14 protein-coding genes and 3 pseudogenes are annotated in these 22,149 nt (G+C 71.7%); 9 read left to right on the forward strand and 8 right to left on the reverse strand.

Annotation, left to right across the window (positions count from 1 at the left end; all coding sequences use genetic code 11):
- The 6 genes from ACFHWS_RS04565 to ACFHWS_RS04590 form a co-directional block, all read right to left on the reverse strand.
- Positions 1 to 666: a DUF4178 domain-containing protein gene (locus tag ACFHWS_RS04565; RefSeq protein WP_416553455.1), complete on the reverse strand. Its 666-nt coding sequence runs from the start codon at positions 664 to 666 to the stop codon at positions 1 to 3.
- A gap of 111 nt (positions 667 to 777) precedes the next feature.
- Positions 778 to 1,425 carry a dienelactone hydrolase family protein gene (locus ACFHWS_RS04570; protein ID WP_416553362.1) on the reverse strand — a complete coding sequence of 216 codons (648 nt, stop codon included), beginning with the start codon at positions 1,423 to 1,425 and terminating at the stop codon, positions 778 to 780.
- A gap of 98 nt (positions 1,426 to 1,523) precedes the next feature.
- On the reverse strand, positions 1,524 to 3,695 hold the full coding sequence (pabB, locus tag ACFHWS_RS04575; protein ID WP_416567692.1) for an aminodeoxychorismate synthase component I: 2,172 nt from the start codon (positions 3,693 to 3,695) through the stop codon (positions 1,524 to 1,526).
- A gap of 106 nt (positions 3,696 to 3,801) precedes the next feature.
- Positions 3,802 to 4,056, reverse strand: coding sequence for a hypothetical protein (locus tag ACFHWS_RS04580; protein ID WP_416553365.1), 255 nt, complete (start codon positions 4,054 to 4,056; stop codon positions 3,802 to 3,804).
- A gap of 160 nt (positions 4,057 to 4,216) precedes the next feature.
- Complete coding sequence (locus ACFHWS_RS04585; protein WP_416553367.1) at positions 4,217 to 5,017, reverse strand: SAM-dependent methyltransferase; 801 nt, start codon at positions 5,015 to 5,017, stop codon at positions 4,217 to 4,219.
- A 116-nt stretch (positions 5,018 to 5,133) separates the two neighbouring features.
- The gene (locus tag ACFHWS_RS04590; protein ID WP_416553369.1) at positions 5,134 to 5,268 is read right to left on the reverse strand and encodes a hypothetical protein; all 135 of its coding nucleotides are present in this window, start codon (positions 5,266 to 5,268) and stop codon (positions 5,134 to 5,136) included.
- A 110-nt stretch (positions 5,269 to 5,378) separates the two neighbouring features.
- Between ACFHWS_RS04590 and ACFHWS_RS04595 the strand changes: the two are divergent.
- Positions 5,379 to 5,531 (forward strand): annotated as a pseudogene (locus ACFHWS_RS04595) (low temperature requirement protein A); the annotation flags it as partial.
- A 138-nt stretch (positions 5,532 to 5,669) separates the two neighbouring features.
- Here ACFHWS_RS04595 and ACFHWS_RS04600 read toward each other — a convergent pair.
- Positions 5,670 to 6,869 (reverse strand): helix-turn-helix domain-containing protein, encoded by a 1,200-nt coding sequence (locus ACFHWS_RS04600; protein WP_416567693.1) that lies wholly within the window; start codon positions 6,867 to 6,869, stop codon positions 5,670 to 5,672.
- Between the two features lie 203 nt (positions 6,870 to 7,072).
- Between ACFHWS_RS04600 and ACFHWS_RS04605 the strand changes: the two genes are divergently transcribed.
- The 4 genes and pseudogenes from ACFHWS_RS04605 to ACFHWS_RS04620 form a co-directional block, all read left to right on the forward strand.
- Complete coding sequence (locus tag ACFHWS_RS04605) at positions 7,073 to 9,337, forward strand: aminotransferase class III-fold pyridoxal phosphate-dependent enzyme (RefSeq protein ID WP_416553373.1); 2,265 nt, start codon at positions 7,073 to 7,075, stop codon at positions 9,335 to 9,337.
- Between the two features lie 4 nt (positions 9,338 to 9,341).
- Positions 9,342 to 10,958, forward strand: coding sequence for a xylulokinase (locus ACFHWS_RS04610; protein WP_416553375.1), 1,617 nt, complete (start codon positions 9,342 to 9,344; stop codon positions 10,956 to 10,958).
- A gap of 4 nt (positions 10,959 to 10,962) precedes the next feature.
- Positions 10,963 to 12,330 carry an NAD(P)/FAD-dependent oxidoreductase gene (locus ACFHWS_RS04615; RefSeq protein ID WP_416553377.1) on the forward strand — a complete coding sequence of 456 codons (1,368 nt, stop codon included), beginning with the start codon at positions 10,963 to 10,965 and terminating at the stop codon, positions 12,328 to 12,330.
- A gap of 387 nt (positions 12,331 to 12,717) precedes the next feature.
- Positions 12,718 to 13,140: pseudogene (locus tag ACFHWS_RS04620) on the forward strand (N-acetyltransferase); the annotation flags it as partial.
- Positions 13,141 to 13,143: 3 nt separating this feature from the next.
- On the opposite strand, the gene ACFHWS_RS04625 reads toward ACFHWS_RS04620, so the two are convergent.
- The gene (locus tag ACFHWS_RS04625) at positions 13,144 to 14,514 is read right to left on the reverse strand and encodes an MFS transporter (RefSeq protein ID WP_416553379.1); all 1,371 of its coding nucleotides are present in this window, start codon (positions 14,512 to 14,514) and stop codon (positions 13,144 to 13,146) included.
- Between the two features lie 259 nt (positions 14,515 to 14,773).
- Here ACFHWS_RS04625 and ACFHWS_RS04630 point away from each other — a divergent pair, with 259 nt between their 5' ends.
- From ACFHWS_RS04630 to ACFHWS_RS04645, 4 genes and pseudogenes are all read left to right on the forward strand, one after another.
- Entirely contained in the window at positions 14,774 to 16,288 is a 1,515-nt protein-coding gene (locus ACFHWS_RS04630; protein WP_416553381.1) for a pyridoxal phosphate-dependent decarboxylase family protein, read from the forward strand.
- The gene (locus ACFHWS_RS04635) at positions 16,275 to 17,636 is read left to right on the forward strand and encodes a lysine N(6)-hydroxylase/L-ornithine N(5)-oxygenase family protein (protein WP_416553383.1); all 1,362 of its coding nucleotides are present in this window, start codon (positions 16,275 to 16,277) and stop codon (positions 17,634 to 17,636) included. Before ACFHWS_RS04630 ends, ACFHWS_RS04635 begins: the two co-directional genes overlap by 14 nt.
- A 47-nt stretch (positions 17,637 to 17,683) precedes the next feature.
- Complete coding sequence (locus tag ACFHWS_RS04640) at positions 17,684 to 20,065, forward strand: GNAT family N-acetyltransferase (protein ID WP_416567704.1); 2,382 nt, start codon at positions 17,684 to 17,686, stop codon at positions 20,063 to 20,065.
- Positions 20,066 to 20,124: 59 nt separating this feature from the next.
- Positions 20,125 to 22,122: pseudogene (locus ACFHWS_RS04645) on the forward strand (penicillin acylase family protein); the annotation flags it as partial.
- Positions 22,123 to 22,149 lie beyond the last annotated feature (27 nt).

The following is a 22,149-nucleotide window of genomic DNA, read 5'->3' on the forward strand; positions in this document are numbered from 1 at the left end:
TCAGACCTTCCCGACGGTCGGTGCCTGACCAGCGGACGGGTAGATCATCACCTCGGCGCGGTGCAGCACCTCGCCGAAGCCGACCTCCCAGCGGCCCGAGTCACCGAAGCCTTCGAAGGACAGCCGGGCGTTGTCCGGGGCGGTGTAGTCGAAGTAGCGCACGTAGCCGCTGGGGATCAGCCCGGTCGCCCCGGTGCTGGTGAACCGGGCCTGGCCGGACTCGTCGAGCCGGTATCGGCGCCCAGCGACGTCCACCACCGCCGGGCCGGGCTGCAGGTGTTGCAGGTCAGGACCGGCCGCCCGCCACAGCACCAGTTCCAGGTCGGGATCGGACTCGACGGAGAGCCACAGCTTGTCGCCCCGCGCGTCGTCGAGGAAGTGCTCGCTCCAGGTCCAGCTGCCCTCGGCGAAGTGCAGGCTGCCGCGGACCGCGTACGACTGTGCCCGGATCTCCACGATGTCACCGGGGCCGACGCGACGCGGATCGCCACGCAACGCGTCGGTGTCACCGGTGTGGAACGGGTCGACCGGTCCCCCACCGGACCTCTTCCGAGAGCCACCGGCTCGGGTCCGGGTCTGCCACACGGCGATCGCCGCCATCACCACACCAGCCGTCGCGATCAGGCATCCCAGCCCGGTGACCAGGTAAGCAATGGTCCCGTTCATCATCGCCGCGTCCTCCGTACATCGCACCGGCCGACGACCGTAACAAGTGCGCGCACGTCACTCGCAGCTAGCGCGACTAAGTGACGGGTCAGCGACCGAACGCAGCGACTCTCACCGCAGATGTGTGTCGAACCAGCCGGCGGCGTCGGCGGCGACTCGGTCCAGCGCACCCGGCTCGGCGAACAGGTGACCGGCGCCCGGCACCACTCGCAGTTCGTGCGGTGCCCGCAGGTCGGCCGCAGCCGCCGCGTTGAGCTCGGCGACCTGCGGATCAAGCTCCCCAACCAGCAGCAGGGTCGGTGCCCGTACCTCGGCCAGGTCATTGCCGGCCAGTTCGGGCCGGCCGCCCCGCGACACCACGGCACCGACCCGTTCCGGCCGGGAGGCGGCGGTACTCAGCGCCGCCGCCGCGCCGGTACTGGCGCCGCACAGTCCCACCGGCAGGCCGTCGAGTTCCGGCTGCTCGACGGCCCAGTCCACCACCGCGGTCAACCGCCGGCTGAGCAGGGCGATGTCGAAGCGCAGGTGGGCGGTGGCCGCGTCGATCTGCTCCTCCTCCTTGGTCAGCAGATCGGCCAGGACGGTCGCGAGGCCGGTCGCGTGCAGCCGGCCGGCCACCGTCCGGTTGCGTGGACTGAGCCGGGAGCTGCCGCTGCCGTGGGCGAACAGCACCACCGCCCGGGTACGGGCGGGCACCACCACGTCCGCGTCGAGCGCGACGTCACCGGCGGGGACGCGGGTCGCAGTGTCCTGAGCCACCGGCGCCGGGTACCCGGCCGACGACCGATCATGCCTGCGACCTGACGCTCGACTGTGCGCCCGGATCGCCCCTGCCTGCCGGGATCCGGCTCACCCGGTCACCGGACCGACCTGGTGACCGACCGGTACGCGACGAGCAGTGCCCGCGCCTTGAGCATCGTCTCGTCGTACTCGTCGGCCGGGTCGGAGGCCAGCACGATGGCACCGCCGGTGCCGACGGTAAATCCGTCGCCGGTCAGCACCGCAGTACGGATCACGATGCTTAGATCGGCACCGCCGCCGAGGCCGAAGTAGCCGAGAGCACCGGAGTAAATTCCCCGGGCCCGCTGCTCCAACCGGTCGATGATCTCCATTGTGCGCAGCTTCGGCGCACCGGTCATCGACCCGCCGGGGAAACTCGACCGTACGCAGTCGACCGCGCCTACCGACGGACGCAGCCGCCCTTCGACGGTGGACACCAGCTGGTGCAGTGTGGGGTAGGTCTCGGTGGCCAGGAACCGGGGGACGCGCACCGAACCGACCTCGCAGACCCGGCCGAGATCGTTGCGGAGCAGGTCGACGATCATCAGGTTCTCGGCTCGGGTCTTGGGTGAGCTGGCCAGCGTACGACGTAGATGGTCGTCCTCGTCGGCGTCGTTCGCGCGGGCCGAGGTGCCCTTCACCGGGCTACTGTCGACCCGGCCGTCCGGGCGGATGCGCAGGAACCGCTCCGGGGAGGAGCTGGCCACGGCGACGTCATCCAGCCGCAGGTACGCGGCGTAGGGCGCGGGGTTGATCCGACGCAGCGTCCGGTAGTAGGCCAGCGGGTCCGCGACCGGTGGCAGCCTCAGTTGGTTGGTCAGGCAGATCTCGTAGCTCTCGCCGCGGCGCAGCTGGGTGCGGGCCTCGTCGACGTCGGCGAGGTAGTGGCTGCGGTCGCGGGCGGGCGACACCCAGCGCCACAGGTCCGTCCCGGCGTCCGGTGCCGACGGCCTGTCAAACGGCCCGGGCCGCACCGACGACGGCACCGCGCGCAGCCGGGTCGCCGTCACAGCCAACCAGTCCCGGGCGGCGCGCTGCCCGACGTCGTCGATGCTCAGCGCCACCAGGTAGGTGCGCCGGCGCAAGTGGTCGACGGCGACCAGCCGGTCGGCGAAGATCCAGACCGCGTCGGGGGTATCGGCCCGGCGGGCGGTGGTGGGCGCACAGTCGGCCTTCATCTCGTAGCCGAGATAGCCGACGTAGCCGCCGGCGAAGTCGAACGGCAGCTCGGCTGGGGGCAGCCGCCGCCGTGCCAACCGCTGGCGCAGCACGTCGAGTATGCCGCCGGTCTCCTGTTCAACTGGACGGTCCGGCCGGCGCACCTCGATCCGGCCACTGCCGATCCGGTAGCTGAGCACCTCGGCCAGCGGCCCGTCGGCGGCACCGAGGAAGGAGAACCGGGAACGCCCGGCCGCGACGTCGGCGCCGTCGAGCCAGTACGCGTACCGTGCGTCGGCGTACAGATCCTGAAAGGCCGCCTCGGTGTCGATCTCCGCGTCGAGGACCGTCACGTCGCGCCGCCAGCCGGGGCCGGAGGCCCCAGCATCGGAGGTTGCAGGATCGGGAGCCGCAGCGTCGGGAGTCGGCTGCCGGGGTGTCACCGACGCGGTGGCGGCACGGCGCGGCACGGCCGCCACCGGACGGGCGGCGGCGGTGGCAGTGACAGGCCCGGTGGCCCGGGCCAAGGCCAGGAAGTTGCCGACCAGGTGGGCACCGTGTTCGCTGGCGATCGACTCGGGATGGAACTGCACGCCCCAACGGGGCAACCGACGGTGCGTCAACGCCATCACCGTGCCATCGGCGGCCCACGCGTTCACCATGAGGTCCGCCGGCACCGGCTCAGCCACCCGCAGCGAGTGGTACCGGACCGCCGCGAAATCCTGAGGTATGCCGGCGAACAGTCCGGCACCGGTGTGTCGCACCCGGTCGATCAGACCGTGCCGGGCCCTCCGCTGGTCGACCCGCGCGCCGGCGTGCAACGCGATCGCCTGGTGACCGAGGCACACCCCGAGCACCGGCAGGTCACGACGGCGGTCGAGCAGTTCCCACCCCCAGCCGAGGTCGGTCACCCGGTTGGGCCGACCTGGGCCGGGCGAGATCACCACGCACTCCGCGGCGAGCCGGTCGACGGCGGCGAGCCGGGGGTCGTCGTTGGCCAGCACGGTCGGCTCGCTGCCGGCGACCGCCGCGAGCAGCTGGAAGAGGTTGTACGTGTAGGAATCGTAATTGTCGACCAGCAGGATCCGCACCCGCTACCTCCCACCGCGTCACGGCACCGGCCGATTGTCCACCTTCGGCCGGGAGCGTGTGGCGCGGTAGCCGACCTCCGCCGGACCTAGCCCGGACCGGCATGGCTCACCCGTCGGCCCCCGGGGTGGTGTCACCGACCAGTCGTTCGACGGTCGCCGGCGCGTACACCTGGGCGCGGCCGACCAGCGCGACGATCAGCGGAGCGAGAACCGCAGCGAGGCCGAGGACCGCGGCCTGTTGTGCCTCGGTGAGCGGCAGACCGAACGCGGTCACCGCGCCCAGCAGCGCAGTGACCGCAGCGGTGATGCCGCCCACCGACCACAGCGGTTCGGAACTGCCCGGATTGGGAGTGACGGTCACGGGAAACCTCCTGGTCGAGCGGACACCACGAAGACGCGGCACCGGGCCGGGAGGTTGACCCGGCCGGTCGACGGGGCCGGACGCCCGCCAGGCGGCTCCAGGACGGTGTCCGGCCAAGAGTCGGGGAGGATACCGAACCGAACCGCGCTTACCGGATGGGTTATCCGACGCGGGCCATTCCGCCGTAGCCGAGCTGCCGGGACGGCGTCTGTGCGTCCACGTCGAGACCCGGGTCCGGCCGCCAGTCCGCCATCAGGGTCACACCGGGCTCGACCAGCTCCATGCCGTCGAACCAGGAGGTGATGGTGGCCTTGTCCCGGACGTAGAGGTTCGCGCCGACGCCGGCCTGGTAGGCGGCGACCATCCGGTCCACCTGCCCGCGGGTCTCCTCGTCGGCCGTGTCCGCGCTGAGGTGCGACATAGCGATGTAGCTGCCCGGTGCCAGCGCGTCCCGGTAGGCCGCGACGAGTCCGGCCGGATCCTCGTCGTCCTGAACGAAAACGAGCAGCCCGCCGAGAACGATGCCCACCGGCTGCGACAGGTCGATCAGCTCGCGGACCGCCGGATGCGACCACACCTGGTCGGGATACCTACCGTCGACCTCGGCCATCGCCACCAGCGGCTCCGTGGCGAGGATGTCTTCACCGTGGACGACAGCCGAGTGATCGTTGTCCACATAGACAACCCGAGCCTGGGCGTCGAGGGCATGCGCCACCTCGTGCGTGTTGCCGACTGTCGGCAGCCCCGAGGCGATGTCGATGAACTGCCGCACGCCCTCGCCGACCAGGTATCGCACCGAACGGCGCAGCCAGTCCCGGTTGCCACGGGCGAGCAGGTCGACGCTGGGCAACATCAGCTTGATGCGTTCGGCCCGCTCGCGATCGATCGCGAAGTTGTAGAGTCCACCAAGGTAATAGTCGTAGATCCGTGCGATGTTGGCGTTTTCCACTTCGGCTCGCACGTCGCCCGATTGTCGGATAGTTGCCGTCATTTCCATAACCCTTCAGCGAGATGACGGACACACCGGACAGGCGCGTCCGCGCACACGAACGGTGGCACGGTAACGATAAACGGCGATCATCGGGTCCGGACAGTGCCACGGGTCTGATACTCCAACACTTCTTCGGCGCGGACCGCGACATCGGCGCTGACCTTGCGCCGTACCAGATGCAGCGCCGACTCCAGTCCGGAGGCGATGCCGGCAGCAGTCACCAGGATCACCGTCGTCGACCACCTGGGCGTTTCTTCACCAATCCGCCACGGCGACGGCGGCTCGGCCGCCGCTCGACGTCGATTGTCCGGTCCACGGCTTCCTGGCGCTGCTGTGGTGGGCGTGGTGTTCGCAGCTGATGCTCGCCAACCGGATCCGACTCGGCGAGGGCATCGCCCCGCTGGTGATGTTCACGGCGACGGCAGCGGTCTTCATCGCCGCGTTGACCATCCCGCAGGCGTTCAGCGACAAGCCGAGCGGCCTGCCCGGTCCGCTGCTGATGGCCGGCTGCAGTCCCGCCGGTCGCCGCGGGCGGCGGCGATGCACGTACGGTTGGCCCACGAGGCCCGCGAGTCGGCGTGGCGACAGCGCCGCTACCGCTGACCGGCAGGTGCTGCGCTGGTCAGTGCGGGTCGGCGACGGTGAGCACCAGCAGCAGCTCGAACCGGCGGTCCGGGTCATCCAAGTCGTCGCCGAGCAGCGTCCGCAGCCGCTTGAGCCGGTAGCTGACGGTCTGCGGATGGACGAACAGCTCGGCGGCGACCGCCGACCGGGACCCCCAGTGCCGCAGCCAGCTGTGCAGCGTACGCAGCAGTCCGGCGCGCTGGGTGGGCGGCAGCGCGCCGAAGGGCGCCAGCCGGCGGCCGGTCAGCACCGTCAGCGCGTCGGGGTGGCCGTGCAGCGCCAGCACGGTGAGGTGGTCCTCGACGAAGACGGCGGTGCGGTCGACGGGACCGCCCTGGTCGGCTCCACCGGTCCGGACTACGGTCGCCGCGAGTTCGGCAAGTCGTACCGCCTGGGGCACCTGCGGCCACGGCGACGCCGGGCCCACCGTGGCCCGCCAGCCCTGCAGCGCGTCGGCCAGCACCGGGCGGGTGGCCCGGGGGCCGGCGCGCAGCAGCAGTACGGCGTCGCGGCCCCGGTCGACCACGATGCCGTCGGTACCGAACCGGAACCGTGCGTCGCGGGCCTGCCGGGCCGGCAGCACGACCGGCAGCACGGTGGCCAGGTCCCGCCAGCCGGCCCGGGCGGCGGCCGCCGCCACGGTGGCGGCGCCGGCTCCGCCGACCAGCAGCAGTTCGCCCAGCTGCCGGCGGGCCCGGTCGCCCTCGCCGGACTGTTCGCGCAGCTGGCGGGCGAACCCGTCGGTGCCGGCCGCAGCCAGCTCGTCGACGAAACCGGTGACCGCGTCGGCGCAGTCGGCGAGGGCCTCGGCGTCGACCGGGCGCACTGTGGCGAGCGCCTGACCGACCTGACGCAACAACAGTCGGCCGGCCACCCGCAGGGCGGCGAGCAGTGCCTGGGGGCCACGGTCCTCCCGGGCCTCGGCCGCGCCGAGCGCGACGAAGACCTCCCGCTCCCGGGGCGGCAACGCCGGCTCGGTGGTGCCGACCAGGTCCAGAAAACGCTGGAGGGCAACGTCGACCGCGGTCCGGACATCGGCCCGGAACTTCGGGTCGTCGATCCCGACGAACTCAGGGGTCAGCTCGGTCACCGCGGCGGCCACCGTGTCGACCACCGCCGCCAGCCGGGGCCGCATCGCCGGGGCCAGCTCGGCGGGCAGCCGCTGCCAGGGGGTGACGGTCACTGGGCGGGCTCGCACCTCGCCACTCTGTCACGTGATGATAATTCAGTGAGACTGCGACCCAGGGCAACGGGTTGCTGAGGGCACACGCAGCCCGAATTTGTCACGTGGTGATAGTCCGGTCGCTGTTTTCCGCTGCCGGCGGGACGGTGTCCCAGCGCCGGCCGACGGCGAGGATAGGTTCTCGCCGCGACCCCTCCCTGGAGGACCGGAGGACCCGCATGGACCACCACACTTCCCGCCGGCACGTCGTCGACATGTGTCGAACCATGCTGGACCGGGGCTATCTGAAGGCTACCGAGGGCAACGTATCGGTCCGGGTTCCGGGGCACCGGCTGTACGCCGTCACGCCGAGCAACTACGACTACGACCGGATGCGGATCGAGGACATCTGCCTGGTCGACTTCGACGGTACGCACATACCCGACGGCACCGGTAGTGACCTCGCGCCGTCGATCGAGGCCGGGATGCACGCCAACATCTACCGGCAGCGGCCCGACGTCAACGCGATCGTGCACACCCACCAGCCGTACGCCTCGGCCCTGGCGTTCCTGCGCCGTCCGATCCCGGCGCTCACCGACGAGCAGGTGCGCTTCCTCGGCCGTCAGGTGGCGATCGTCGACTACGCCCCGTCCGGCACCGGGATGCTGGCCCGCAACGTGCAGAAGAAGGTGGCCAGCGGCGACAACGCGTTCATCATCGCCAACCATGGGGTCGTCGCGCTGGGGACCGACCCGGACCGCGCGGTGTTCAACATGGCGCTGCTGGAGAAGGTGTCGATCGCCTATCTCCTGGCGTTGACCAGCGAAGCCGGCAAGGTCTACACCATCCCGACCGCGATCCGGGAGGTCGCGTTCACCAAGCTGCGCGCCGACGAGAAGCGGATCGCCGCGCAGCTCACCGAGGCGGTCCCGCCGGTGCGGGTGCCCGCCGATGAGCAACTGCCCAGTGCGGACGCGGTGGCGGCGGCGATCGCCGCCGCCGGGCCCCCGGTCGCCGACACCACCACCGCGCAGCTCCCGGGCAGCGAGTCCGCGCGACTCGGCTACGCGATCACCGAGTACCTGGACGTCGACGACACGATGCGCCGGCTCAAGGCCCTGGTCGCCCAGCCGGTACGCGGGCTGCGCCACGACGCGATGCTCGACGTGCTCGGCTACTTCAACGACCGGTGCCGGGCCAGCAAGGAGATCACCGACCGGGCGAAGCGCCGCATCCCGGGCGGTGTGCAGCACAACCTGGCCTTCAACTACCCGTTCCCGTTGGCGGTCGACGCCGCCGACGGCGCCTACCTGACCGACCGCGACGGCAACACCTACGTCGACTTCCTGCAGGCCGGTGGCCCGACGATCCTGGGCAGCAACTACCGCCCGGTCAACGAGCAGGTCGCCGCGGTGGTCAAGGAGTCGGGGCCGGTGACCGGGCTGTTCCATGAGTACGAGCTGAAGCTCGCCGAGATCATTTTCCGGTACCTGCCGCACATCGAGATGTACCGGTCGCTCGGCTCCGGAACCGAGGCGGTGATGGCGGCGGTCCGCGGTGCCCGCGCCTTCACCGGCAAGCACATGGTGATCAAGGTCGGTGGGGCGTACCACGGCTGGTCCGACACGATGGTGTACGGGCTGCGGGTGCCCGGCACGTACCGGATGAACGCCAAGGGCATCCCGTTCGGCGCCACCGCCAACACCCGGGAGGCGTTCCCGCACGATCTCGGGGCGTTGCGCCGCAAACTGATCGAGAACCGGGTCCGCGGCGGCACCGCTGCGGTGATCGTCGAACCACTCGGCCCGGAGTCCGGCACCCGCCCCGTGCCACGTGACTTCAACGCCAGGGTCCGCGCGTTGTGCGACGAGTTCGGCGCGCTGCTGATCTTCGACGAGGTGGTCACCGGGTTCCGGGTCGGGCTCGGCGGGGCGGCCGGCTACTTCGGTGTCACCCCCGACCTGACCGTGTTCGGCAAGGCGGTCTCCGGCGGCTACCCGATGGCCGGCGGCGTCGGCGGGCGGGCCGACGTGATGGCGGTCTTCGGCGCCGGGCTCGACGGGCGCGGCGGGACACACATCCAGGTCGGCGGCACCCTGTCGGCGAACCCGCTGTCCTGTGCGGCCGGCTATTTCGCGATCGCCGAGATGGCCCGGACCAACGCCCCGGTGATCGCCGGCCGGGCCGGGGACCGGCTCACCCGGGGACTGCAGCGGCTGATCGACCGGTACGGTCTGCCGTACGTGGCCTACAACCAGGGGTCGATCGTGCATCTGGAGTGCAGTGGCGTCATGCTGCTCGACATGCGCAACCCGATCAAGCTGCTCAGGGAGAACAAGTCCCGCAAGCGGCTGATGGAGCAGATGGGTGCGGCGTACACGGCGCACGGCGTCATCACCCTGGCCGGCTCCCGGATGTACACCTCGATGGCCGACACCGACGAGGTGATCGACACCGCGCTGGACCGGTTCGACCGGGTGTTCGCGCAGGTGGAAGGGGTTTGACCCGGTGCCGGCCGTCCCGCCGCAGGTCCTCGCGATCGACCTGGGCACCTCGGGGATGAAGGCCGCGCTGGTCGCCGCTGACGGTACGGTGACCGGCTGGGCGCAGCGCCCGGTGCCGCTGCTGGTGCTGCCCGGCGGCGGTGCCGAACAGGACCCGCATGCCTGGTGGACGGCGCTTGCCGAAGCGGTCGCCGACCTCGGCCAGGCCCACCCGGAGCACCTGCGCGCGGTCACCACCGTCTGCTCGTCCACCCAGGGCGAGGGGACCATCGCGGTGGACGCCGCCGGGGCGCCACTGACCCGCTGCATCACCTGGTTGGACATGCGCGGCGCGGCGCACCTGCGGCGGCAGTTCGGCGGCTTCCCGGCGTACGGCGGGATGTCGGTCCGCCGGATCGTGCGCTGGCTGCGGTTGACCGGCGGGATGCCGTCCACCACCGGCAAGGACCCGGCCGCGCACATGCTGCTGGTCCGCGACACCATGCCCGAGGTGTACGCGCGGACCGCGACCTTCCTCAACGCGCTGGACTGGATCAACCTCAAGCTCACCGGCCGTACAGTGGCTACGGTCGACTCGATCCTCACCTCGTGGGTGACGGACAACCGCCGACCCGACCGGGTCCGCTACTCTCCCGCCCTGGTCGCCGACTGCGGCATCGACGCGGACAAACTGCCGCCGATCGTGGCCTGCACCGAGGTGATCGGCACGTTGCACCCGGACGCCGCCGACCACCTCGGTCTGCCGCCGACCGTCCAGGTGGTGGCCGGGGCGATCGACACCACGGCGGCGGCGATCGGCGCCGGTACCACCGCCGACGACGACCCGCACCTGTACCTGGGCACCTCGTCGTGGATCGCGGCGCACGTGCACCGGAAGAAGACCGACCCGGTCGCGCAGATCGCCGCCGTGCCGTGCGCGATCGGCGACCGGTACCTGATGACCGCGCTGCAGGCCACCGCCGGGGCGAACCTGACCTGGCTGAAGGAGAAGATCGTCGAGTACGACGACCCGCTGGTCGGCGCCGGCCGCCTCGCCACCGACGAGACGCCGATCTTCGACGCGTTCGACGCGATCCTGCCGACCGTGCCGGCCGGCGCCAACGGGGTGCTCTACCTGCCGTGGCTGTACGGCGAACGCGCACCGGTCGACGATCCGGACCTGCGTGCCGCGTTCGTCAACATCTCGCTCGACACTAACCGGTCCGATCTGCTGCGGGCCGTCTTCGAAGGCGTCGCGTTGAACACCCGGTGGCTGTCGGCGGCGGTCGACCGGTTCCTCGGCACCCCGGTGGCCTCGTTGACCGTCACCGGTGGCGGCGCCCGGTCAACGGCCTGGTGCCAGATCTTCGCCGACGTGCTCGGCGTCGAGGTGCGTCGGGACCCGGACCCGGTCGCGGTCAACGCCCGTGGCGCCGGCTGGATCGGCGCGGTCGGCACCGGGCAGCTGACGTTCGGGCAGATCCCGGCGTTGCTGCGGACCGACCAGGTGTTCGCCCCGACGGCGGCGCACCGCGTCCGCTACGACGAACTCTTCGACGTCTACCGGGAGCTGCACCGCCGACTCGCCCCGGTGTACCGGCGGATGCCCGGTGGTGCACATCGGACCGATCAGCGAAGATAGCGGCATGGCCCGATCCGTTCCCGCCGCCCGGCACGCAGTCGTCATCGGCGGCAGTCTCGCCGGGCTGTGCGCGGCCCGTGTCCTCGCCGAGCACGTCGACCGGGTGACCGTCGTCGACCGCGACCGGTTCCCCGACACGCCGCAGGTCCGCGCCGGCGTCCCGCAGGCGCACCACCTGCACGTGCTGATCACCGCCGGGCAGCGTGCGCTCGATCAGCTCTTCCCCGGCCTGATCACCGAGCTGCACGCCGCCGGCGCGGTCCGGGTCGACGCGCCGACCGACATCCTGTACCTGGCGCCGACCGGGTGGCGGGAACGGTTCCCGGCGACCCACCAGCTGGTCGGGACCAGCCGGGAACTGCTCGACTGGACGATCCGCCAGCGGCTGGCCGCCGATCCACGGATCCGGTTCGAGCCGGCCCACGACGTGATCGGGCTGCTCGGCGCCGACGGCCGTGACGCGGTCACCGGCGTACGGATGCGTCCCCGCGCGGCGGGCGCCGCCGACCGGAGCCTGTCGGCCGACCTGGTGGTGGACGCCAGCGGCCGCAGCTCACACGCGCCGGACTGGTTGGCCGAGCTCGGCTACGGCCGCCCCGACGAGACCCGGATCGACGCCGGACTCGGCTACGCGAGCCGGCGCTACCTGCTGCCGCCGGGGGCCAGTGCCGGGTGGAAGAACATCGTGGTGATGCCGCAACCGCCCCACTCTGGTCGGGGCGGGGTGATCTATCCGATCGAGAACGGACGGTGGATGGTGACCCTCGGCGGACTCGGCGGCGACCACCCGCCGACCGACGAGGCCGGTTTCCTGGAGTTCGCCCGTGGGCTGCGCAGCCCGCTGATCCACCAGGCGATCCGCGACGCCACTGCTGACTCGCCGATCCACGGTTTCCGCAACACCGCCAACCATCGCCGCCGGTACGAGGCGATGCCACGCTGGCCGGACGGGTTCGCGGTGGTCGGCGACGCCTCGTGCACCTTCAACCCGGTCTACGGCCAGGGGATGGCCGTGGCCGCCCGGACGGCGGTGGTGCTGGCCGAGCAGCTGCGCGACAGCGGCGGCACACTGGGCCGCGCGGCGCAGGCCCGGCTGGCCGGCTGCAGCGAGACCGCCTGGCTGATCGCCACCGGCGCCGACCTGCGGTACCCGACGACCGTCGGGCCACGGCCCCGGCGCGGCGGCAGGCTGTCCCGCTGGTACCTGGACCGGGCGGCCGACGTCGCCAACCGCGATCCGTACGTGCAGCGCGCCTTGACCGACGTGTTCCATCTGGTCGCACCGTTGTCCGCGGTGGTCCGCCCGGCCGTCGCGCTGCGGGTGCTGCGCGGTCGGCCCGGCCCGCAGCTGGTCGCACCGCCGTCGACCTGACGCTGCCGACGCGGATGAGACTCCTGCGGAGCCGGTGAGCTGTTCGCCGACGTCGACCTGTACCGGCGGTGGAGCGGGCAACTGCGCGACGGCCGGGCGCCGAGCGCCGACCCGATGTGGCAGTACCCGCCGGGCGCGGCGGCGTTGTTCGTCGCCGTCGGCTGGGCGCCGTACTGACGGTCTCCTACGCCGGGCTCCAGGTCGAGTCGGTCGCCGCCATCGTGATCGGTCTGCACCGGTTGCTGGTCGGGCACCGGGTCGTGCCGGACGCGGCCCCGGCGATGGCCGGGCACCGGCCGCCGGTCGCCGATCGCCGGGACCGTCGGCCTTGGCAGAAACCCGGGCGTCCAGTTAGGTTAGGCTCACCTCATCGATCAAGGGAGTGGGATGGGCCTCGAACGCACGACGGAGACCGGCACCGGCCGCCACCGGGTGGTGCTCACCGACCAGGTACAGATCGATGCTCTCGCGAAGGTCTACCGCCAGGTGCACGCCAAGGACCTGCACCTGACCGACCACACCGAGCCGTCGGTGGAGCAACGGCTGGAGTGGACGGCGCAGGCACCCGGATTCGCCGCCACCGTCGGCTACGTCGGCGACCAACTGGCCGGAACGGTGCTGGGCTGCCCGCTGCCACCCGAGACGCTCTGGTGGCGCGACCTACGGTCGACGGCCGACCCGGACCTTGCCCGGGAGTGGCCGGGCCGGACTTTCGCCGTCTGTGAGGCGTTCGTGCTGCCCGAGTTCCAACGTCAGCAGGTCGGCGTGGCGTTGTTCTCCCAGTTGCTGGCCAGCCGCACCGAGGAACGGGCCTCACTGGCGGTCGCCGATTCCAACTCCCGGGTGCTGCGCAGCATGCGGGTGCTGGGCTGGCAGCACGTCGGCGACCTGGTGCCCTTTCCCGGCTGGCGCCAGCACGCCATGTTCGTCCGACCGTTGCCCTGGTAATCCAGTTGGCTCCGGGCCGGTCGCCGGCCGGTACCGGCCCTGGTGGCGGACGCCGATGGCGACTCCGGCGAGGATCAGCACGATCGCGGCCACCGCGACTGCCGGGTAGCCGACCCGGGCCGCCGCCGTCAGGCCGAGCGCCGCGGCCAGGTAGGAGCAGATCAGCCCGAACGACGACAGCACCGTGAAGTCGGTACCCCCGGTGCCCGGCCGGGAGTAGTCCATGTTCACCGTGTACAGCGCGACGTTCGCCACCGTGTACGCGGCCATGAAGCAGCACAACGCGACCGTAGTGAAACCGCCGGCGGCCCGGCCGGTGAGCATCGGCAGCAGCAGCACCGTGGCGACGGCCAGCGACCCGCCACCGACCACCAGCACCCCGGCCCGGCCGATCCGGGCGACCAGGCCGCCGGCCACCAGCCCGGCGACGACGGCCGGGACGCTGGTGACGATCCCGGTCACGAAGCCGATCCGCTGCAACGACCAGCCGACGTCGACCAGGGCCGGCGACACCAGTCCGTACGCCGCACCGGCTCCCATGTAGAGCAGCGGCACCACGCCGAGGGCCCAGCGGCGGCAGCCGGGCTGGCCCAGGACGGACAGCAGCGCGCCGTACGCCTGACGCGCCCCGGCCGGCCGGGCAATCCGCTCGGGCTCGCGGAACCGCCACACCACCAGCAGACCGGTCGCGGTGAGGGCGGCGAGCAGGCCAACCGCTGCCTGCCAGCCGAACCGGTCGTAGACCACCACGCAGACGCCGCCGCCCAGAATGTTGCCGACGTAGCTCGCCGACACCTGGATCCCGTTGCCGGTGCCCCGGACCGAGTCGGCCAGCATCCGCACCGCGATCGCGTCGGCGGCGATGTCCTGGGTGGCGGAGAGGAACACGAACAGCGCGCAGATCAGCACGATCGGGCCGATCCGCCCGGTCGCCGGGTCGGCGGCGAGCAGGGCCAGCAGGGCCAGCACCATGCCGCTCTGCAGCACCAGCAGCCAGGAGCGGTAGTGGCCGCCGCGCCGTGGGCCGTACCGGTCCAGTATCGGTGCCCAGAGGAACTTGACCGGCCAGATCAGGCCGATCAGGTTCAGCAGCGCGAGAGTGTCCAGCGAGGTGCCGCCGGACCGCAGGATGCTGGCCAGCCCGACGGTGATGAACCCGAATCCCAGGTACTGGGTGATGTACAGCGCGGTCAGGATCGACATGGTCCGCCCGCGGGCGGCGACGGCAGCGGTCATCCGGCCGCCCTCCCGCCGACGCCGAGCGGCCACCCCCACCGGGTAATCCACCTGGTGGGACGCAGGTCACAAGCGTCCGCTCGGCCTCCGCTGGCGGAATGAATCCGCTGGTCACGACGCACGACAGCGGTCCCGCCGAGGGGCGTGCGACGCGCCTTGCGGCCCCGTGCCCCGCGGAGAAGGGGTCCTGCCCAGTTCCGTTTCACCGGCCCTCCCAGTAGCCTCGCCTAAGTTAGGTTAGGTTACCCTTATGGAGGCGGTGTTGGAGAGACCAATGTACCCGCATCTGTTCGGCCGGCACACCGTGGACACCTACGTGTCCAGCATCGACCGGACCGCAGCGGTCCTCGCCGACCGTGTACGGGCGGTCCGCCAGCCGTACTCCGGCGACGCCGTGGCACCACTGCAGGCCAAGGTCGACAGCGTCGACCTGGACGCACCGCTCGGCACCACCGACGCCGCACTGGACGAGGTCGCCGGCCTGTATCTGGACCACGCGGTGTGGTTCCACGAACCCACCTACCTGGCCCACTTGAACTGCCCGGTGGCGATTCCCGCACTCAACGCCGAATTGCTGCTCGCCGCCGTCAACACCTCAGTCGACACCTGGGACCAGAGCACCACCGGCACGCTGATCGAGCGACGGCTGATCGCCTGGACGGCCGAGCGGATCGGATTTGGTCCGACCGCCGACGGTGTCTTCACCAGCGGCGGCACCCAGTCGAACCTGCACGGCCTGCTACTGGCCCGGGAGGACCGCCTGGTCCGCGCCGACGCCGACCGGGCCACGATGCTGCCCCGGCTGCGGGTCCTGGCCACGGCGGAGAGCCACTTCAGCGTCAGCAAGTCCGCCGGTCTACTCGGACTCGCCGCCGACGCGGTCGTTCCGGTAGCCACCGACGGCACCGGCCGGATGGACCCGGTGGCGCTCGACGCCGAGATCAATCGGCTGCTCGACCAGGACCTGGTGCCGATGGCGGTCGTCGCCACCGCCGGCACCACCGACCGCGGCTGTGTCGACCCGCTCGCCGCGATCGGCACCGTCTGCCGCGACCGGGCGGTGTGGCTGCACGTCGACGCGGCGTACGGCTGCGGTCTGCTGATCTCCACCCGCCACCGGCACCTGCTCGACGGCATCGCCGCCGCCGACTCGGTCACCGTCGACTTCCACAAGAGCTTCTTCCAGCCGATCAGCTCCAGCGCCATCATCGTCCGGAACGCGCCGACCATGCGGCGGGTCGCGGTGCACGCCGACTACCTGAACCCACGAACTGCGACCGTGCCGAACCAGGTCGACAAGAGCCTGCAGACCACCCGCCGGCTGGACGCCCTGAAGTTGTGGATGACGTTGCGGGCGATCGGCGCCGACCAGCTCGGCGAGATGTTCGACCAGGTCGTCGACCTGGCCCAGCAGGCATACGGTCTGCTCCGCGAGTGCGACGACTTCGAGCTGGTCATGCGACCGGTGCTGAGCACCGTGCTGTTCCGGTACCGACCGGACTGGCTACCGGTGCAGGACTGCGACCGGCTGCTGCCCCGGCTGCGGGCTCGGCTGTTCGCCGACGGCACCGCGATCATCGCCGGCACCGTCGTCGACGGGCACTACTGGCTCAAGTTCACGCTGCTCAACCCGAACACCACCGTCGAAGACCTGCGTACCGTGATCGGGCTGATCCGCCGCACCGGCCAGGAGCTGCTCGACGCCGAATGGGATCCGGCGCTCATCGCCCCGGAGCCGGTCACCCCGGAGGTGTGCGCCAATGCGAACGTATGACTTCGTCGCCGTCGGGCTCGGGCCGTTCAACCTCGGTCTGGCCTGCCTGACCGCGCCGGTCGACGACCTGGACGGGGTGTTCCTGGAGCAGCGCGACGAGTTCGCCTGGCACCCCGGGCTGATGATCGAGGGAGTCACCATCCAGGTGCCGTTCCTGGCCGACCTGGTGACAATGGCCGACCCGACGTCGCCGTACTCGTTCCTCAACTATCTGAAGCAGACCGGCCGGCTCTACCGCTTCTACATCCGGGAGAACTTCTACCCGCTGCGTGTCGAGTACGACGCGTACTGCCGCTGGGCGGCCGCCCAGCTGCCCAACGTCCGGTTCGGCAGCCGGGTCGACCGGGTCGAGCACGACGCCGCGACCGGCGACTACCTGGTACGGGTCGCCGAGGCCGGCACCGGGGCGACGACGACGCTGCGGACCCGGCGGCTGGTGCTCGGCATCGGTACCGTGCCGTACCGCCCGACGGTGGTCCGGGACCTGCCCGGCCCGGCCGTGCACAGCGCCGACTACCTGCCGGACAAGGCCCGGCTGCAGAGCCTCGGGTCGGTCACCGTGGTCGGCAGCGGGCAGAGCGCCGCAGAGATCTACCTCGACCTGCTGGAGGAGATCGACACCCACGGCTACCAGCTCAACTGGGTCACCCGGTCGCCCCGGTTCTTCCCGATGGAGTACGCCAAGCTCACCCTGGAGATGACCTCACCGGAGTACGTCCGCTACTTCCACGGGCTTCCGGCGGCCAGCCGGGACCGGCTCAACCGGGACCAGCGCAGCCTCTACAAGGGCATCAGCGGCGACCTGGTGGACACCATCTTCGACACGCTGTACCGCAAGGACGTCGGCGGCCCGGTGCCGACCACCCTGCTCACCGGGACCGCGCTGACCGGCGCCGACTGGGACCCCGACACCGGACGGTACCGACTCGCCCTGCACCACCAGGAGCAGGACCGCGATTTCACCATGGACACCGACGGCCTGGTGCTCGCCACCGGCTACCGGCCGGCCGTGCCGGCGTTCCTGGACCCGGTCCGCGACCGGATCCGATGGGACGAGCGGGGCCGGTTCGACGTGGCGCTCGGCTACACCGTCGACCACGGCGACCGGGAGATCTTCGTGCAGAACGCCGAGGAGCACACCCACAGCCTCACCGCACCCGACCTGGGCATGGGTCCCTACCGCAACTCGGTGATCATCGCCAACATGCTCGGCCGCGAGGTCTACCCGATCGAGCGCAAGATCGCCTTCCAGCACTTCGGCGCACCGTCGGACAGCAACACACCGTCGGCACCGGCGGCCGCGACCGGTCCGGTGGCCATGCAGCGGCAGGAGGCGCTCATCCGGTGACCGCCGCCACGACGACCACGTTCACCTTCGACGACCCGCTCGGCCGGATGACCGTCGAACCACTCGACATCGCCGGTCACGCCGACCTGCTGCACGCCTGGATCACCCACCCCCGGTCGGTGTTCTGGGGAATGCCCGACGCCGACCTCGACACCGTACGGCGCGAGTACCAGCGCATCGACGCCAACCCGCACCATCACGCGTGGCTCGGCCGACTCGACGGCGTACCGCTGTTCCTCACCGAGACCTACGAACCCGCACACAGCGAACTCGCCGACCACTACCCCGTACAGCCCGGCGACGTCGGGATGCACGTGCTGGTCGCACCGCCGGACGGCGAGCCCCGGCACGGGATGACGTCGGCGGTGATGCGGACGGTGATGGCCTTCGTCTTCGCCGACCCGGCGCACCACCGGGTTGTCGTCGAGCCCGACGTACGCAACGAGGCGATCGCCGTGAAGAATGCCGAAGCCGGCTTCGTCGTCGACCGGCTGATCCAACTGTCCGACAAGCAGGCCCGGCTCAGCTTCTGTTCCCGGTCCGCGTTCAGTGCCAGCCAACTGGGCGGTACCCGCAGTCCGCAGGGCAGCAGTCCGAGCGACGGCGCGGCGGCCGATGCCGACGGATCAGCCACGGAGAGCCCAATGACACCCCCCGCTCACCTCGCGCCGGGCCCGATCGCGGCCGCCCACCGCCAGCTGGTCGCCAAGGCCATCGCCGAGTTCAGCCACGAACGGCTGATCCAGCCCCGGCCCGACAACACGCTCCCGGCCGGCCCCGGCGGCGACGGGTACCAGCTGACGACCGGCGACCGGGTCGCGTACCGGTTCCGGGCCCGCCGGTACGCTCTCGACCACTGGCTGATCGACGCCGCGTCGCTGACCCGCGAGGTCGACGGCACCCCGGCGGAGCTGGACGCCCTCGACCTCGTCGTCGAGCTGCGAGAGACGCTGGGCATCCCGGCGAAGCTGCTCGGCACCTACCTGGAGGAGATCAGCGCCACCCTGGCCGGTGCCGCCTGGAAGCACCACCACCGGCGGGAACGCGCCGCCGACCTGGTGCACGCTGACTTCCAGACCATCGAGTCGGCGATGACCGAGGGGCACCCGCTGTTCGTCGCCAACAACGGCCGGATCGGCTTCGGCCTGGCCGACCATGAGGCGTATGCGCCGGAGGCCGGCACCCCGGTGCGGCTGGTCTGGCTGGCGGTACGCCGCGACCTGAGCACCTTCACCGCCGGGCACGGCGTCGACGAGCAGAGCCACTACCTCGACGAACTGGGTGCCGAGACGCTGCACCGGTTCGCCGACCAGCTGCACGGCCTCGGCCTCGACCCGGCCAACTACCGGTACCTGCCGGTGCATCCGTGGCAGTGGGAACACAAGGTCGGCGTCACCTTCGCCGCCGACGTGGCGTCCCGGGCAATCGTCCCGGTCGGCACGAGCCCGGACCGGTACCGGGCGCAGCAGTCGATCCGTACCTTCTTCAACATCGACCACCCGCACCGGCACTACGTCAAGACCGCACTGTCCATCCAGAACATGGGCTTCATGCGCGGGCTGTCCCCGGCCTACATGCGGGCCACCCCGCCGGTCAACGACTGGGTCGCCGACTTGGTCGCCGACGACGACACACTGCGTGACTGCGGGTTCGGGGTGCTGCGGGAGCTGGCCTCGGTCGGCTACACCGGGGACGCGTACCACCGCAGCGGGGCACCGGTCTCGGCGTACCAGCGGATGCTCGCCGCGTTGTGGCGGGAAAGCCCGGTGCCCCGGATAGCGCCCGGGCAGCGGCTGGCCACCATGGCCAGCCTGCTGCACCGCGACCGCGACGGCGCGCACCTGGCCACCGCCCTGATCGCGGCGTCCGGCCTGCCGGCCGCCGACTGGCTGGCCCGGTACCTGCGGGCCTATCTGCGCCCGCTGCTGCACTGCCTGCTCGGCCACGACCTGGCGTTCATGCCGCACGGGGAGAACCTGATCCTCGTGCTGGCGGACCACGTACCGGTCCGGGTGTTCATGAAGGACATCGGCGAGGAGGTCGTCGCCATGCACGACCGGGAGCTGCCGGCCACGGTCGAACGGATCCGGATGCCGGTCGACGACGACTTCCGGGTCCTGGCCGTGTTCACCGACGTCTTCGACGGGTTTCTGCGCTTCCTCGCCGCGATCCTGGACGCCGACGGCGTGCTGCCGGCGGACCGGTTCTGGCAACTGGTCGCCGAGTGCGTCCGTCAGCACGGCGACGACCACCCGCAGCTGCGGGACCGGTTGAACTTCTTCGCGCCCACCTTCCGGCACTCCTGCCTGAATCGGTTGCAGCTACGCAACACGCTGCAGATGGTCGACCTGACCGACCAGGCCGGGTCGTTGATCTTCGTCGGTACACAGGACAACCCGATCGCCGCCGTCGCGGCGCCGGCCCCGTGACGGCTCCATCCGGCGCCGGCCCCGGGACGACCCGGTACGGCACCGGCCGGTCCGGACGGGTGCACCGGGACGGGTACGGCATACCGCATCTGTGGGCGACCGACGTCGACGACCTCGCCTACCTGCAGGGGCACACCGCCGCCACCGACCGGGCCTGGCAGATCGAGGTCGAGCGGTGGCGCTCGGAGGGCGCGCTGGCCAGCCGGCTCGGCCCGGCCGAGGTCGGCTGGGACCGGTTCGCCCGCCGGGTCCGCCTCGACGACACCGCCGAACGCTGCTTCCAGCGGCTGGACCCGGCGACCCGCCGCTGGGTGGGCGCGTACGTCGACGGCGTCAACGACGGGCTCGCCGAGGGCTCGGGCGCGGCACCAGAGTTCGCCGCTACCGGCATCACCGCCGGCATCTGGCGGCCATGGACCCCGCTCGGCGTATTCCTGGTGCAGCACGTGCTGTTCGGCACCTTCGGCAACAAGCTGTGGCGGGCGCACGTCACCGCCACCCTCGGTCCGGCCGCGGTCGACCTGTTCGCCATGGAGCCGCCCGCGTCGTCAGGTAGCAACGCCTGGGCGGTGACCGGACAGCGCAGCGGCACCGGATCCCCGGTCATCGCCGGCGACCCGCACCGGATCCTGGAGCTGCCCAACGTCTACCAGCAGGTGCAGCTGACCTGCCCCGAGTTCGACGTCTTCGGGTTCGCCTTCCCCGGCGTACCGGGGCTGCCGCACTTCGGCCACGCCGGCGAGGTCGCCTGGGCGATCACCAACGCCATGGCTGACTACCAGGACCTGTACCGCGAACAGCTGCGCCGGGTTGACGGACGGGTGCTGGTCCGCCAGGTCGACGGCTGGGCCCCGGTGCCGGCGCACACCGAACTGATCGAGGTACGCGACGCCGACCCGGTGCCGGTCGAGGTAGTCGAGACCCCGCGCGGGCCGGTGATCGATGTGGACTCACGCACCGGTGAGGCGATCAGCCTGCGGACACCGAGCCGGGTCGGCGGGGCGCTGGGCTTCGACGCGCTGCTGCCGCTGCTGCGGGCCCGCCGGGTCGGCGACGTCGAACGGGCACTGCGGCACTGGGTGGAGCCGGTCAACAGTGTGCTGGTCGCCGACCGCTCCGGCGCGGTGCGCCGGCTGGTCGCCGGCCGGGTGCCGGTGCGCGACGACCGGTGCCGACAGGTCCCGATGCCCGGCTGGGAGCCCCGGTACGCCTGGCGACCCGGCTACGCCGCCCTGGCCGCCGCTGAGGTGTCCGAGGTGGTGGTCAACGCCAACGACCGGCGCGGCGGCGACACCGCGGACCTCGGCGTCGACTTCGCCCCACCGCACCGGGCCCGGCGGATCCGCCAGCTGCTCGACGACGGGGCCGCACCCGAGTCGGTGCACATGGACGCCCTGGTACCGACGGCCGGGCTGCGCCGGCTGCTGCGCGGCCTCGACCTGACCGACCAGCCCTGGCCGGTCCGACAGCTACACGAGAAGCTGCTCGACTGGGACGGTCGGATGGCGGCCGACAGCGCCGACGCCGGGCTGTTCGCCGCCTGGCGGGCCGCGTTGGTCCACCGGCTGTCCGCCGACCCCTGCCTGCGGCCGCTGCACGCCGAACCCGGCTTCGACGAACTGTTCGCCCCGTGGACCGACCCGGTGGGCCGAATCGGGCTGGCGCTGGACCGGCTGGTCGACGGGCTGCCCCGGCTGGGTGGCGACCCCGGCCGCTGCGCGGTGGCCGCGCTGGTCGAGGTGGCCGACGGACCGCCGCCGGGTCGGTGGGGCGACCGGCACCTGCTGCACCCGGTACGGGTGCTGCCCGGCCCCGCCGACCCGGCCACCGACGCGCTCGGCGGCCCGGTCCCGCTCGACGGCGATACCGGCAGCGTCCTGGCCACCTCCAGCGTGCCCGGGGTCTCCGACGTGTGCTGGCGCGGGCCGGTGGCCCGCTACGTGTGGGACCTCGCCGACCCGTCGGCGAGCCGCTGGGTGGTGCCGTTCGGTGTCTCGGGACGGCCCGGTGACCGGCACTTCGCCGACCAGCTGCCACGGTGGGCGGCAGGTCACCTGGTCCCGGTCGCGCCGGTGCGGTGGACC

The organism is Micromonospora sp. LOL_013, from assembly GCF_048060315.1.
Lineage (GTDB): Bacteria > Actinomycetota > Actinomycetes > Mycobacteriales > Micromonosporaceae > Micromonospora_E.

Bases quoted from the DNA above. Each gene is read 5' to 3' on its own strand.
- ACFHWS_RS04565 (WP_416553455.1), bottom strand. From the start codon at position 666: ATGAACGGGACCATTGCTTACCTGGTCACCGGGCTGGGATGCCTGATC.
- ACFHWS_RS04635 (WP_416553383.1), top strand. From the start codon at position 16,275: ATGCGAACGTATGACTTCGTCGCCGTCGGGCTCGGGCCGTTCAACCTC.
- ACFHWS_RS04625 (WP_416553379.1), bottom strand. From the start codon at position 14,514: ATGACCGCTGCCGTCGCCGCCCGCGGGCGGACCATGTCGATCCTGACC.
- ACFHWS_RS04615 (WP_416553377.1), top strand. From the start codon at position 10,963: ATGGCCCGATCCGTTCCCGCCGCCCGGCACGCAGTCGTCATCGGCGGC.
- ACFHWS_RS04640 (WP_416567704.1), top strand. From the start codon at position 17,684: ATGACCGTCGAACCACTCGACATCGCCGGTCACGCCGACCTGCTGCAC.
- ACFHWS_RS04605 (WP_416553373.1), top strand. From the start codon at position 7,073: ATGGACCACCACACTTCCCGCCGGCACGTCGTCGACATGTGTCGAACC.